Genomic DNA, 13,452 nt, shown 5'->3' with positions numbered 1-13,452 from the left:
GCCACCACCTACCAAATGCTCAAGGCCCTGGACCTGGAACCCATCGTTCCCGGCGCCGGGGCCCTGCTGTCCGGCGCCTATTAAGGAGGTCCCATGAGCGAATACCTGTACGGTGCCAATGTGTACGCCAACGGCATCCGCCAGCACTACCTGCGCTACGGCGGCAAGGGGCCGGCGGTGGTGATCATACCCGGCATCACCAGCCCGGCGGTGACCTGGGGCTTCGTGGCCGAGCGCTTTGGTCGCCACTTCGACACCTATGTGCTCGACGTGCGCGGTCGCGGGCTCAGCGAAGCCTCCGACACCCTGGACTACGGCCTGGATGCTCAGGCCGACGACGTGGCCGCCTTCGCCAAGGCGCTGGGTTTGCGGCAGTACATGGTGGTGGGGCACTCCATGGGCGGGCGCATCGCCGTGCGCCTGGCCCGCCGCCACCCGGACGCCGGTTTTGACCGGCTGGCGCTGATCGACCCGCCAGTATCGGGTCCGGGACGGCGCCCCTACCCCTCTGCCCTGCCCTGGTACGTGGATTCCATCCGCGCCGCTCTGGAAGGCATGGACGCCGACGCCATGCGCGAGTTCTGCCCCACCTGGACCGAGGAACAGCTGCGCTTGCGGGCGGAATGGCTGCACACCTGCGACGAGCGCGCGGTGGTGAAGAGCTACGACGACATGCATCAGGAAGACATTCACCAGGACATGCCGCACATCCAGGTACCAGTGCTGTTGATGGCGGCGGGTCGTGGCGACGTGATCAGCGACGCGGACGTGGAGGAAATCGAGACGCTGATTCCGGAGCTGCGCGTGACCCGCGTCACCAGCGCCGGTCACATGATTCCCTGGGACGACGAAGCCGCGTTCTACCGCGCCTTCGGCGACTTCCTCGGCACCCCGCTTTGAACCTCGTTTAAAGGAGCTTCGATATGGCGGTCAGCGATACCCAGATGATCGACGCCTGGAAACAGGTGCTTAGCCTCTCCAACCTGAAAGCCGGCGACATCGTCACGCTGTTGACCAGCGACACCAGCCATCCACAGACCCTGCGCACCGCGCTGGTGGCGCTGGGTCAGCTCGGCGCCCGCGCCAACCGTCTGGAACTGCCCCCGGTGAACGGCGAGAAGTCGCTGAGCCGCGATCCGCTCGCCTACCTGGGCACCACCCCGCTGAGCGGCAACCGGGCGGCCATCGCCGCGCTCAAGGAAAGCGATCTGGTGCTGGATCTGATGACGCTACTGTTCTCTCCGGAGCAGCTCGACATCCTCAAATCCGGCACCCGTATCCTGTTGGCGGTGGAGCCACCGGAAATCCTCGCCCGCCTGGTGCCCACCGAGGCGGATCGGACCCGCGTCAACCAGGCCGCCGCCCGCCTGGAACAGGCCCGCGAGATGCACGTGACCTCCGCCGCCGGCACCGACCTGCACTGCCCGCTGGGCGACTATCCGGTGATCCAGGAATATGGTTTCGTCGACCAGCCAGGCCGCTGGGATCACTGGCCAAGCGGCTTCGTGGTGACCTGGGCCAACGAGGGCCAGGCCAACGGTACCGTGGTGCTCGACAAGGGCGACATCCTGCTGCCGCAGAAATGCTATGTACGGGAACCGGTGCGCATGACCGTGCGCGACGGCTATGTCACCGCCATCGAAGGCGGCCTGGACGCGGACCTGCTGCGCGACTACATGGACGCCTTCGAGGACCCGGAATCCTACGCCCTGTCCCACGTGGGCTGGGGCCTGCAGAAGCGGGCACGCTGGTCGACCCTGGCCCTGTACGACCGGGAAGCCACCATCGGCATGGACGCGCGCGCCTTCGAGGGCAACTTCCTGTGGTCCACCGGTCCCAACAACGAGGCCGGCGGTGACCGCACCGCCGCCTGCCACATCGACATCCCGATGCGCGGCTGCACCGTCGCCCTGGACGGCCAGGCGGTGGTCCGCGACGGTCGGGTGCTGGATCAGGAGCCGGCATCATGAGCACCTCGTCATCCGTCTATCAACGTCAGGGCTTCGGTGGGGAACTGGGGCTGAAGGGCCCACCGGCCCTGCTGTTGATCGATTTCGTCAACGGTTTCGCCGACCCGGAGCAATTCGGCGGTGGCAACATCCCCGCCGCCATCGCCGCCACCGTGCCGGTGCTCGCCGAAGCACGTCGGCGCCGCTGGCCGGTGGTGCATACCCGCATCGTGTTCGCCGACGACGGCGCCGACGGTAATGTGTTCACCCTCAAGGTGCCGGGTCTGCTCGGGCTCAAGGAAGCGGACCCGGCCAGCGCCATCGTGGCGGAGCTGGCGCCGGTGGCCGGCGAACGGGTGGTGCGCAAGACCGTGCCCTCCGCTTTCTTCGGCACCGGTCTGGCGGCCTGGCTCACCCAGCGCGGCGTGGGCAGTCTGGTGGTGGCGGGCTGCACCACCAGCGGCTGCGTGCGCGCCAGCGTGGTGGACGCCATGAGCCACGGATTCCGGCCCCTGGTGCTGGAGGATTGCGTCGGCGACCGGGCACTGGCGCCCCATGAGGCCAACCTGTTCGACATGGCGCAAAAGAACGCCGACGTACTGACCTGGGCCCGGCTCCGCGAACGCCTCGACGGCTGAACCGGTCACCGGGCACCGCCCTCTTTGCATCCCTCTGATGGGATGCAAAGAGGGCGGGCAGGCCCTAGAATACGCGGCATTGTTTTATTTATTCACTTCATTAATTTCGGCGGTGCCAACAGCCATGCCCAGTTCCAAAGTCCAGGGTCGACGCGGGATCGCGCCCACCAAGAAGGCCAAGCCGGCGACCCGTAACAAACCGGGCCGCCCCGGGGGCTCCAACGGCCAGGTTCGCGACCGCATTCTGGATGCCTCCGAGCTGCTGTTCGCGGAACGGGGTTACGCCGGCACCACCCTGCGCGAGGTGGCGGACGCCGCCGAGGTCACCCAGGCGCTGATCAATTACTACTTCGGTTCCAAGTACGGCTTGTTCCAGGAAGTCTTTCTGCGCCGGGGTAAGCGGATTTCCGACCAGCGTCTGGAGCGCCTCCACGATCTCGAGCAACGCGATGCCCTGAGCGTCACCGACATCGTGCGCGCCTTTCTGATTCCCACCCTGGAACTGCGCGGCAGCGTCGCCGGCCGCGCCTTCATCCGTCTGCAGGCACGGCTGCATACCGAGCCACCGGAAATTTCCTATGAACTGCGTAACGAGGCCTACAACCAGTCCACCCAGGCGTTCGTGGAGGCGTTCCGCAAGGCCCTGCCCTCGCTCAGCGAACGCGATGCCTACTGGCGCGTGACGCTGATGATCGGCGCCTATATGTACGCGTTCTCGGACACGCACCGCCTTGAACAACTGGCGCCGGGGGTTTGCCACCCGGAAGACTCCGAGGAAGTGCTGAGGCAGATGACCGCCTTCGTCACCGCCGGCATGGAAGCCGCCCCCGCCGGCTGAGCGAGACCGTGACATCCTTGAACAACGGCGCGAAATGGGCCTTTACGAACAGCGAGTGATTCAAGACCGTCCCTCCCGGTCCTCCTCATGCAGGGATTCGTTCAGCTGATCGACCACCAGCGCCCATTCCGCGTCGCTGTTAAGCAGTTCGCGCAGCAACTGGCGCTGGGCATCATTCCAGAATGGCGCGTCGACGATGTTCACTTCCGCTGGCAGAAAGTGCCCGGCGATAAAGCGCTCGATCCCTTCCGGACTGGCGTCCAGCCCCAGTTGCAGGAACAGATTGGTCATCCGCGCGTGTACCGTATCCATCGTCAACCTCCGCTTGTTTGAATAACGCTAATATCCCAAATCCCCGCGCCACCGTCATCGCACCACGGCACAAAATACGCGCCCTTCATTATAGGAGCCCTTCGCGTTCTCGCTCCCTCGAAACAAAAAAGCCCGGCGCGAGGGCCGGGCTTTTCAGGGGTCGAGGGGAAAGCCGAGGAATCAGGCTTCGCCCTTGAGCTCCAGGCGACGGCGGTGCAGAACCGGCTCGGTGTAACCGCTGGGCTGCTCGCGGCCCTTGAACACCAGATCACAGGAGGCCTGGAAGGCCTTGCCATCGAAGCCCGGCGCCATGTTGATGTAGCTCGGGTCGCCGGCGTTCTGCTGGTCCACCACCTCGGCCATGCGCTTCATGGCCTCCATCACCTGCTCTTCGCTGACGATGCCGTGGTGCAGCCAGTTGGCGATGTGCTGGCTGGAGATCCGGCAGGTGGCGCGGTCTTCCATCAGCCCCACGTTGTTGATGTCCGGCACCTTGGAACAGCCCACGCCCTGGTCCACCCACCGCACCACGTAGCCGAGGATGCCCTGGGCGTTGTTGTCCAGCTCCTGCTGGATTTCCTCGGCGCTCAGCTCACGATCCAGCAGCGGAATGGTGAGAATATCGTCCAGGGAGGCGCGCTCGCGACCGGCCAGCTCGTCCTGCACCTTCGCCACGTCCACTTCGTGGTAGTGGATGGCGTGCAGGGTGGCGGCGGTGGGCGACGGTACCCAGGCGCAGTTGGCGCCGGCTTTCGGATGGGCCGCCTTGGTGGCCATCATCTCGGCCATTTCATCCGGTTTCGGGAACATGCCCTTGCCGATCTGAGCCACGCCCTTGAGGCCGCATTCCAGACCGATGTCCACGTTCCAGGCCTCGTAGGCGTTGATCCACGGCAGGCCCTTCATGTCGCCCTTGCGAGCCATCGGGCCGGCTTCCATGGAGGTGTGGATTTCGTCGCCGGTGCGGTCCAGGAAGCCGGTGTTAATGAAGATCACCCGGTCCTTGGCGGCGCGGATGCATTCCTTCAGGTTCACCGTGGTGCGGCGTTCCTCGTCCATGATGCCGATCTTCAGGGTGTTACGCTCCAGACCCAGGGCGTCTTCCACCCGGGCGAACAGATCCACCGCGAAGGCCACTTCCTCGGGGCCGTGCATCTTCGGCTTAACGATGTACACCGAGCCGGTGCGGCTGTTTCGCGCGCCGTCGGTTTTCTTCAGGTCGTGCATGGCGCCCAGCACGGTGAACATGGCGTCCATGATGCCTTCCGGTACCTCTTCGCCCTTGAAGAGAATGGCCGGGTTGGTCATCAGGTGACCCACGTTGCGCACCAGCATCAGGGAGCGGCCCGGCAGCACCAGGGTGCCGCCATCAACGGCGGTGTATTCGCGATCCGGGTTGAGGGCACGGGTCAGGGTGCGGCCGCCTTTGTCGAAGGATTCCTTCAGGTCACCCTTCATCAGGCCCAGCCAGTTACGGTACACCTCGACCTTTTCTTCCGCGTCCACCGCGGCCACCGAGTCCTCGCAGTCCTGGATGGTGGTGACGGCGGATTCCAGCAGCACGTCCTTGACGTGGGCCGGGTCCTCGGCGCCGATCGGGTGCTGATCGTCCACCTGGATTTCCGCGTGCAGGTTGTTGTGTTTGAGCAGCACGCCGTCCGGTTTGGCGGCATCGCCCCGGTAGCCTTGCAGCTGGCTCTCGTCCTTCAGGCCGGATTCACCGTCCTTGAGGCGCACCACCAGTTTGCCGCCTTCGATGGCGTAGCCGGTGCTGTCCTTGTGGGAGCCGCTGGCCAGCGGGAAATACTGGTCGAGAAAATCCCGGGCGTAGGCGATGACCTTGGCGCCCCGCTTGGGATTGTAGGCGCCGCCTTTTTCGGCACCGCCTTCATCGGAGATCATGTCGGTGCCGTACAGGGCATCGTAGAGGCTGCCCCAGCGAGCGTTGGCCGCGTTCAGCGCGAAGCGGGCGTTGCGCACCGGCACCACCAGCTGCGGACCCGCGATGTGGGCGAATTCCTCGTCCACGTTCTTGGTGCTTACCTTGAAGTCGTCGCCTTCGGGGAGCAGGTAGTCCAGCTCCTGGAGAAACGCCTTGTATTCCGCCGGATCGATCTTCCGACCCTTGCGATCCAGGTGCCAGGCATCGATTTTCTTCTGGATGTCCTCGCGCTTGGCGAGCAGCGCCTTGTTGCGCGGCGCCAGGTCGGCGAGGATCTTTTCCAGCTCGGCCCAGACGTGCTCCGGATCCACGCCGGTGCCCGGGGCGATCTCGTTGGCCACCAGATCATGGAGTTCTTTGGCGACGTCCAGGCCGCCTTTTTGGATGCGATCGGTCATGTGCTCCTACCTTTCAGGTCGAGAGTCGATACGAGGCCAGGGCAACGCGTGCTGGCCGGAAAGCGGCGGCATTTTACCGGAAACCGCGCCGTGAATCATGCCATCGACGGCGCCAGGCGTGACGCCCCGGTCACCGTCAGCCGAACAGATTGACCACGTCCAGCTTGTGGGCCGCGGCGCCGCCCCGTTGCTGGCCTTCTTCCAGGCGTTCGAAATCGAACAGCCGGGTGTCCGCCAGTTGCGAGGGCGCCACGTTCTGGATCGCCGAGAAGATACTTTCCACCCGGCCCGGGTGCTGCTTATCCCATTGGTTGAGCATCTCCTTGACCGCCTGGCGCTGCAGGTTCTCCTGGGAGCCGCACAGGTTGCAGGGGATGATCGGGAACTGTCTGAAAGCGGCGAATTCGATGATGTCCTTCTCGCGGCAGTAGGCCAGCGGACGGATCACGATGTGCTTGTTGTCATCGCTGCGCAGCTTGGGCGGCATCGCCTTCATCTTGCCGCCGAAGAACATGTTCAGAAACAGGGTCTCGACGATGTCGTCACGGTGGTGGCCCAGGGCGATCTTGTTGGCGCCGATCTCCTCGGCGAAGCCGTACAGGCTGCCCCGGCGCAACCGCGAGCACAGACCACAGGTGGTTTTGCCCTCGGGCACCTTCTCCTTGACGATGGAATAGGTGTCCTTTTCCAGGATGTGGTAGGCCACCCCTTCCCGGTCCAGGTAGTCGGGCAGCACATGCTCCGGGAAACCGGGCTGCTTCTGATCCAGATTCACCGCCACCAACTCGAAATGCACCGGCGCGGAATGCTGAAGATTGCGCAGGATCTCCAGCATGGTGTAGGAATCCTTGCCGCCGGACAGGCAGACCATGACCTTGTCGCCTTCCTCGATCATGTTGAAGTCGGCGATGGCGCGTCCGGTCTCGCGCCGCAGCTTTTTTTGCAGCTTGTTGAGGCGGGTACGTTGTTTTGCGTCCAGGGTGTCGGCGATCATCAGGTTACCTTGATCTTGCGGATGACGCGACGGTACAGCGGCGGCGCCCAGCGTTTCAAATACACGCCCGCTCCCTCGCGGCCGGCGATGATAACCTGATCGCGACCGCGCTGCACGGCCTCCACCAGCCGCCGCGCGCACAGGGCCGGGTCCATGCCGTTGGCCTGGGCGTCGTCCAGGGTGCCCTGCTCGCTGCCGTCGCCCACCAGAGCGTTGTAGGACAGGCGGGTGCGGATGAACCCGGGCAGCACCAGGGTAACCCGCACGCCATTGTCGTACTCCTCGGCCCGCAGCGCCTCGAAGAAGCCATGCAGGGCATGTTTGCTGGCGCTGTAGGCGGAACGCTTGGGCGTGGGGATCTCGCCCACCAGGGAAGTGACCACCACGAACCGGCCACCCCCCTGGCGCAGAAAAGCCGGCAGCACCGCTTTGGTCAGCGCCACGGTGCCGAAATAGTTCACTTCCATCATGCGCCGGTCCACTTCCAGGCTGGTGTCACGGGCCAGGGCGCGCTGCGAGATGCCGCCATTGTGCACCACCTGATCAATGCGCCCGAAATGAGCCAGCACCTTTTCGGTGGCCGGCACCATGGCCGACTCGTCGGCCAGGTCCAGGGGCACGATCAGATGTTCCTCCGCGTTGACCAGGCCGGCGCGCACCCGCTCCAGCTCCGCCTCCCGGCGGGCGGACAGCACCAGGCGGGCGCCATAGCGGGCATACTCCGCCGCCGCCGCCTCGCCGATACCCGAGGACGCCCCGGTGATCCAGACCACCTGATCCGCTAACGACGATGACGGCATGACGGTTTCTCCCTGTTGTTGGGTTACATGTGTCGGATTACACGGAATTGATGCCCAAGACTAGGCGCTGGCGGCGGGAAATGCGATAGCCCCGCCGACGGCTGGGCGCCGCCGTGGCGAACGGGTATCCTGGCGGCCCATCCACCGGCAACCACGAAGGCCCCATGACCGCCATCACCAACCCCAGCCTGAAGGACACCGTGACCCGCTTTTTCGCCGACCAGGGCGAGGAGGCTCCCTCCTGGGTGGAAACCCACGGCCTGCTGTGTGGCTTCACCGTGGGCCCCTATGACGGCCCGGCGGATTTCGGCGCCGCCCTGGACATGACCCTGCCGGACGCCGTCGCCGCCGCCCTGGAGGAGCTACGCGCGCGGCTGCTCACCGACACCCTGGCCGGCGAACGGATCACCCTGCCCTGCCTGCTCGACCCCTACAAGGAGGACGACGGCAACGACCTGGCCTCCTGGTGCGCCGGCTTTCTCAGCGCGGTGTTCGAGCACGAGGAACGCTGGTTCGGCGAAGACGACGACCAGGAAACCATGGCCAACTGGCTGCTGCCGATGATGCTGATCTCCGGCCTGGACGAGGACCCGGAGCTGGACGCGATCTGGGAAGATGGCCAGCTGGTACGGCAGATGGCCACCGGGATTCCCGACGTCCTGGAGGAGATCCTGCTGCATTTCCAGGGGCCGGAAGGCTGAGCTGAGAGCCGGCGCTTAACGCGCCGGATCGCGACTAAAGTCGCTCCTACAGCGGAAAAAAAGCGATCACCCCGATCGCCCATTGGAGCCACCCACCGGTTACTCGTCGCTTAGGGAAAGGTGGCTGATGTCCGGCGCGACCGGCGGCTGGTCGCGCTTGAGGGTCTCGATGTCGGCGCCGGGTTCGGCCATGGACAGGTGGCTCACATCCGGCGCCGGAGCCGGTTCCGGGCGGCCTCCAGGGTCCAGATCGGTGCCCACCGGCGCCACCTTGAAGGCACCGGTGAAACCCGCGCCGCCGGTGCGAATGGTGCCCACGGTTTCCAGATCCCCGCCGTCCTGATCGGCACTGTCTTGATCGGCACTGTCCTGGCCGGCGCTGCCCACTGGGGCCCGCTCGACGTTCAAGCCGGCGCGCGCCTCGAACGTGGCGGGCCGCGCCGCCGGTTCCGGGGTCGCCTCCGGCGCCGGGGTCCCGGCGGGGGCCGCCCGGCCCGCGTCTTCCGGCGCCGCCGCCGGCGGGTTCACCGGCGTCAGCTCGCAGCGGGCACCGGCCTGCCGCAGCGCCACCTGGAACTTGCGCGCGGTGGCCTCATCCGCGTCCTTCTTCACCACCCGGGCACCGCCGGCCAGCAGTTGCCGGGCCTTGGCCTCGGGCATCTTGAACAGCCGCGCCAGGTTCGCCGTTACCTGCTCGGGGTCGGCACCGCCAAGCAGGTCGCCGGTAAGCACCACATGGAAACGGTCGTCGTCGGTCATGGTTTCTTGCCTCTATACCCAGTGCTCGGCGGCATGCTCCGCCAGGGCGGCGATGGTGCGCGACGGATTGAGCCCCAGGGCCCGGGGCACCGTGGCGCCGTCCACCACATACAGTCCCGGATAATTGAACACTTCCCCGGCGTGGTTCACCACCCCCTGCTTCACGGTATCGGCCATATTGCAGCCTCCCAACGGGTGCGGCGTGACCAGATTCTTGAACCAGCGCCAGGTGGCTGGCGTCATGGCGTCGCCGCCGGTGACCTCGGTGAGCTTGAGATGCCGATCCGCCAGGCCCTGCACCGCCTTCTCGGCGTGCCGGTAATCCCAATCCAGCCGCAGCCGGTCCTTTTTCCAGGGTGCGTACCAGCGGCGCCCGAGACGAAAGCGACCGCCCGGGTCGTCGATGGCCTGGCCGAACCACAGCATCATATTGCTGAACGGATCGCTGTCGCGGCCGTATTCCAGCAGCGCCGCGCCCAGACGGGTACGCGCCAGGCGCGGGTGCCGACCGGCCTGGTCCAGCCAGTTGCCGAGCAGATCCGGGATACCGCCGTCCTCGACGAAATAGCGGGCGCCCCGGTCGGCACCGTCCAGATAATCGATGGCGGAAGTAATGGTGGGCCCGCGGGTGGGCTGGATTTCCCGGTGATCATAGAAAGCCGGGGTCATGAAATCGCCATTGCTGGTCCAGCCCTGACCCAGCGCGCGGCTCAGCTTTGGCAAGGTTTTATACTGGTCGCGGCAGCGCAGCAGCAACTCGGTGGAGCCCACACTGCCGGCGGCCAGCACCACCCGGCGGGCGCGGACCCGCCGCCAGGCGCGGGCTTCCAGATCCCGTACGCCGACTTCGTATTCGCCGCCCTCCAGGGGACGGACCCAGCGGGCATGGTGCAACGGTCGTATTTCCGCGCCCTGTTGCTCGGCCCGGGCCAGGTAGTTCAGGTCCAGGGTGTTCTTGGCTTGCACCGGGCAACCCAGATCACAGTTGCCGCAGTGCACGCAGGTGCCCTGACGCTGACCCTGTTCGTTGGTCCACGACTTGCTGTGGTGGTAGCCGTGGGCGTCATCCAGGCTAGCGTGCCAGTCCGGATCGAAAGTAATCGCCTGGGGCACCACCCGGAAACGGTGTCCCTGGCCGAGGCGGTCGGCGGATTCGTGCATCAGGCGGGTGCGCGGTGTCCACTGCCGGTCCGGCAGCGTTTGCACGTTGAGCATGCGCCCCACGGTGCGGTAGTGGTCGCGCAAGGCGGTCGGCGTGATGGCTTCCGGCCAGCCCCGGTCGAACACATGGGCAGGCGGTTCGATACTGACGTTGGCGTAGATCAGCGAACCACCGCCGACGCCGGCGCCCAGGGCGATGCTCATGTCGCCGAAATAGCGGAAATCGAGCCAACCGTTCTGTTTTTCCGGTTCGTCCTCGTCCCAGAACCAATGGTCCTGGCTGACGCTCGGGTAATCCTCCGGCAACCAGCGGCGACCCCGTTCCAGCACCAGCACCCGCTCGCCCCGTTCCGCCAGACGGCAGGCCATCACGGCGCCCCCGAAGCCGCTGCCGATAATCAGCGTATTCACCCTTTCCATGGCGTTCTCCCCCAAGAGCGGCATCCCCGCCCTGTTATTCTCGCGCGTGCCCGGCACGCGGTTTCGAGCCTAACAGATTCCGCTCCCGCTTGAACTAAACCAGGGCGGCGGCCTTGATCTGGGCATACACCGGCATCCCCGGGCGCAGCCCCAGGCGGTCACGGGACAGGGTGGAGAGACGGGCAAGCAGCCATTGGTCCGCGCAGCGCAGCCGCACCAGGCACTGGCCATGGCCCAGGTCGCGCAGGCTGTCCACCGTGGCCGGCAGAATGTTGAGCACACTGGAGTCGTGTACCGCCGTCAGCGCCAGGCTCACATCCCGGGCCGCCACCTTGAGGCGCGGCGCATCGCCGCGGGCGCCGGTCGCCGGCAGGCGCAGCACGGCGTCGCCCAGGGTCAGTTCCAGCAGGTGGTGACGTTGGTCATAACCGTGATGGCGGGTACGCAGCACCACCGCCGCTTCGCCGCCGGCGGCCAGGGGGCCGTGCAGGCCCGCCAATCGCTCCGCCAGGGGGCCCTGCTCGCGCAGCCCGCCCCGATCCAGCCACCACAGGTGGTCGCCCAGGGTCATCACTTCGTCGAGCTGATGGGTCACATACAGCACCGGCAGCCGCTCGCCGACCCGCGCGATCACCGCCATCAGGGCCTGACGGCGCTCCGCGTCCAGGGCGGACAGCGGCTCATCCAGCATCAGCAGGTCCGGCTCGGTGAGCAGCGCCCGGGCCAGGGCCACGCGCTGCGCCTCGCCGCCGGACAGGCCCGCCACGCCGCGTTCCATCAGCGGCTGCAGCTCGGTGAGCGCCACCACCTCCCGCCAGCGGCCGTCGCTGGCGCCGGAGCGCCGCGCGGCGAACCGCAGGTTGCCGGCCACGTCCAGATGCGGAAACAGGGTGGGCCGTTGCAGCATCAGGCCTACGGGGCGCCGGTGGGCGGGCAGATTGTGGTGCTCGTCCTGCCACACCCGCTCACCGAAGCGGATCAGGCCCCGGCACGGTTGCAGGCCGGCGATCGCCTTCAGGAGGCTGCTTTTCCCGGCCCCGGAGGCGCCGAACAGAATGGTCACGCCGCGTTCCGGCAAGGTGGCGTTCACGGCAAGCCGGAAGCCACCTCGCTCCAGGGCCAGATCGACCTGCAGGCTCATGGCAGCGCTCCCGGTCGGCGCTGCCAGCGGAACAGCGCCCACAGCATGGCCACCGACAGCACCACCAGCACCAGGGCCAGATGGTGGGCGCGAGCGTAATCGCCCACTTCCACGTGTTCATAGAGCGCCACCGAGGCGACCCGGGTTTCCCCGGCCAGGCTGCCCCCGATCATCAGCACCACGCCGAACTCGCCCAGGGTGTGGGCAAAGCCCAGCACCGCCGCCGACAGATAACCAGGCCGGGCCAGCGGGATCACCACGTTGCGGAACCGGTCCCAGGGCGCGGCGCCCAGGGTGGCGGCCATGTCCAGGGTATCGTGGTCGATGGCGGCGAAGGCGTTCTTGAGTGGCTGCAGCACGAACGGCAGGGAATAAATCACCGACCCGATCACCAGCCCGGTGAAGGTGAAGGCCAGACTATGGTCGCCCCAGAGCCCGGCCAGCAGGCCGCCGGGCCCGCCCGGGCCAAGCCATAAAAGAAGGTAGAACCCCAGAACCGTGGGCGGCAACACCAGGGGCAGCGCCAGTACCGATTCCAGCAGCGCCTGGCCGGGGCGCTGGCGGCGCGCCAGCCACCAGGCCAGGGGCGTACAGACCACCAGCAGCACCGCGGTGCTGATCAGCGCCAGGCGGACGCTGACCCACAGCGCCTGCCAGTCCGCCGGCGAGACGTTCAACGGGGTGCCAGTCCGTAGCCGGCCTGCTCGATGCGCTCACCGGCGGCCTCCGTGGCGAGGAACTCATAGAAGTCGCGGGCCGCCGGGCGGTCCTTGAGCAACAGACTTTGCTGCTCGATGGGCGGATACAGGGCCGGATCTGGCAGCCACAGGCTACCACCGGCGCCACGTACCTGACTGAACGCCACGAAACCGGCGCGGGCGGCGCCGCTGCTGGCGTAGTGCCAGGCCTGCCCGACGTTCTCGCCTTGCACGATGTCCACGGAATCCGGCAGGCCCAGGTGATCGATGACCGCCTGACCGGCGGCGCCGTAGGGCGCCAGGCGCGGGTTGGCCAGGGCCAGCGGGCTGACATCGCCGCTTTTCAGCAGCTCCGGGCCCAGGTCAAGACCGCTCTGTTTGCTCCACAGAGCCAGCCGGCCCATGGCGTAGACGCGGCGCGAACCCGCCACGCCCAGGCCTTCGTCATCAAGCTCCCGGGGCCGGCGCGCATCCGCCGCCAGAAAAATATCGAACGGCGCGCCACGACGGATCTGCGCCGCCAGCTTGCCGGTGGAAGCCACCGTGGTCTCGATGTCCGCGTCCGGGTGGTCGCGTCGATACAGCGCCACCAGGGTTTCCAGAGGCTTGGCGAAATTGGCGGCCACCGCCACCCGCACCGGATCGGCGGCTACCGCGCTCAAAGACAACAGCAGGCCGATCAGGGCCACTAATACACGCAT

At 66.6% G+C, this 13,452-nt stretch carries 14 protein-coding genes; 5 read left to right on the top strand and 9 right to left on the bottom strand.

Annotated elements, in window-relative coordinates:
- Positions 1 to 93 precede the first annotated feature (93 nt).
- The 4 genes from ACLD02_RS10205 to ACLD02_RS10190 all read left to right on the top strand — a co-directional run bounded on the left by ACLD02_RS10205 (position 94) and on the right by ACLD02_RS10190 (position 3,425).
- On the top strand, positions 94 to 900 hold the full coding sequence (locus tag ACLD02_RS10205; RefSeq protein WP_410298618.1) for an alpha/beta fold hydrolase: 807 nt from the start codon (positions 94 to 96) through the stop codon (positions 898 to 900).
- Positions 901 to 923: 23 nt separating this feature from the next.
- Positions 924 to 1,970, top strand: coding sequence for a 2,5-dihydroxypyridine 5,6-dioxygenase (locus ACLD02_RS10200; RefSeq protein ID WP_203101373.1), 1,047 nt, complete (start codon positions 924 to 926; stop codon positions 1,968 to 1,970).
- Entirely contained in the window at positions 1,967 to 2,587 is a 621-nt protein-coding gene (locus ACLD02_RS10195; RefSeq protein ID WP_203101371.1) for an isochorismatase family protein, read from the top strand. Before ACLD02_RS10200 ends, ACLD02_RS10195 begins: the two co-directional genes overlap by 4 nt.
- Positions 2,588 to 2,711: 124 nt before the next feature.
- Positions 2,712 to 3,425: a TetR/AcrR family transcriptional regulator gene (locus ACLD02_RS10190; RefSeq protein ID WP_410298617.1), complete on the top strand. Its 714-nt coding sequence runs from the start codon at positions 2,712 to 2,714 to the stop codon at positions 3,423 to 3,425.
- Between the two features lie 60 nt (positions 3,426 to 3,485).
- On the opposite strand, the gene ACLD02_RS10185 is transcribed toward ACLD02_RS10190, so the two are convergent.
- From ACLD02_RS10185 to ACLD02_RS10170, 4 genes are all read right to left on the bottom strand, one after another.
- A complete protein-coding gene (locus ACLD02_RS10185; RefSeq protein WP_203101365.1) occupies positions 3,486 to 3,737 on the bottom strand; it encodes a DUF2789 domain-containing protein in 252 nt (83 codons plus the stop codon).
- A gap of 180 nt (positions 3,738 to 3,917) precedes the next feature.
- Entirely contained in the window at positions 3,918 to 6,077 is a 2,160-nt protein-coding gene (locus ACLD02_RS10180; RefSeq protein ID WP_203101364.1) for a malate synthase G, read from the bottom strand.
- Positions 6,078 to 6,213: 136 nt separating this feature from the next.
- Positions 6,214 to 7,071 (bottom strand): tRNA 2-thiocytidine(32) synthetase TtcA, encoded by an 858-nt coding sequence (gene ttcA, locus ACLD02_RS10175; RefSeq protein WP_203101362.1) that lies wholly within the window; start codon positions 7,069 to 7,071, stop codon positions 6,214 to 6,216.
- Positions 7,071 to 7,871 (bottom strand): SDR family oxidoreductase, encoded by an 801-nt coding sequence (locus ACLD02_RS10170; protein WP_203101360.1) that lies wholly within the window; start codon positions 7,869 to 7,871, stop codon positions 7,071 to 7,073. The genes ttcA and ACLD02_RS10170 overlap by 1 nt, the downstream gene beginning before the upstream one ends.
- Positions 7,872 to 8,035: 164 nt before the next feature.
- On the opposite strand from ACLD02_RS10170, the gene ACLD02_RS10165 reads away from it, so the two are divergent.
- Entirely contained in the window at positions 8,036 to 8,572 is a 537-nt protein-coding gene (locus ACLD02_RS10165; RefSeq protein ID WP_203101358.1) for a YecA family protein, read from the top strand.
- A 99-nt stretch (positions 8,573 to 8,671) separates the two neighbouring features.
- On the opposite strand, the gene ACLD02_RS10160 is transcribed toward ACLD02_RS10165, so the two are convergent.
- The 5 genes from ACLD02_RS10160 to modA form a co-directional block, all read right to left on the bottom strand.
- Positions 8,672 to 9,331, bottom strand: a complete 660-nt coding sequence (locus ACLD02_RS10160; RefSeq protein WP_410298616.1) for a hypothetical protein — start codon at positions 9,329 to 9,331, stop codon at positions 8,672 to 8,674.
- Between the two features lie 12 nt (positions 9,332 to 9,343).
- Positions 9,344 to 10,912 carry a GMC oxidoreductase gene (locus tag ACLD02_RS10155; protein WP_203101354.1) on the bottom strand — a complete coding sequence of 523 codons (1,569 nt, stop codon included), beginning with the start codon at positions 10,910 to 10,912 and terminating at the stop codon, positions 9,344 to 9,346.
- A 94-nt stretch (positions 10,913 to 11,006) separates the two neighbouring features.
- Positions 11,007 to 12,053 carry a molybdenum ABC transporter ATP-binding protein gene (gene modC / locus ACLD02_RS10150; RefSeq protein WP_410298615.1) on the bottom strand — a complete coding sequence of 349 codons (1,047 nt, stop codon included), beginning with the start codon at positions 12,051 to 12,053 and terminating at the stop codon, positions 11,007 to 11,009.
- Complete coding sequence (gene modB, locus ACLD02_RS10145; protein ID WP_203101350.1) at positions 12,050 to 12,730, bottom strand: molybdate ABC transporter permease subunit; 681 nt, start codon at positions 12,728 to 12,730, stop codon at positions 12,050 to 12,052. Before modB ends, modC begins: the two co-directional genes overlap by 4 nt.
- Complete coding sequence (modA, locus tag ACLD02_RS10140) at positions 12,727 to 13,452, bottom strand: molybdate ABC transporter substrate-binding protein (RefSeq protein WP_203101348.1); 726 nt, start codon at positions 13,450 to 13,452, stop codon at positions 12,727 to 12,729. The genes modB and modA overlap by 4 nt, the downstream gene beginning before the upstream one ends.

This window comes from Alloalcanivorax sp. C16-2, assembly GCF_046507615.1.
Taxonomy (GTDB): Bacteria; Pseudomonadota; Gammaproteobacteria; order Pseudomonadales; family Alcanivoracaceae; genus Alloalcanivorax; species Alloalcanivorax marinus_A.
This window is presented reverse-complemented; position numbering and strand designations above follow the sequence as displayed.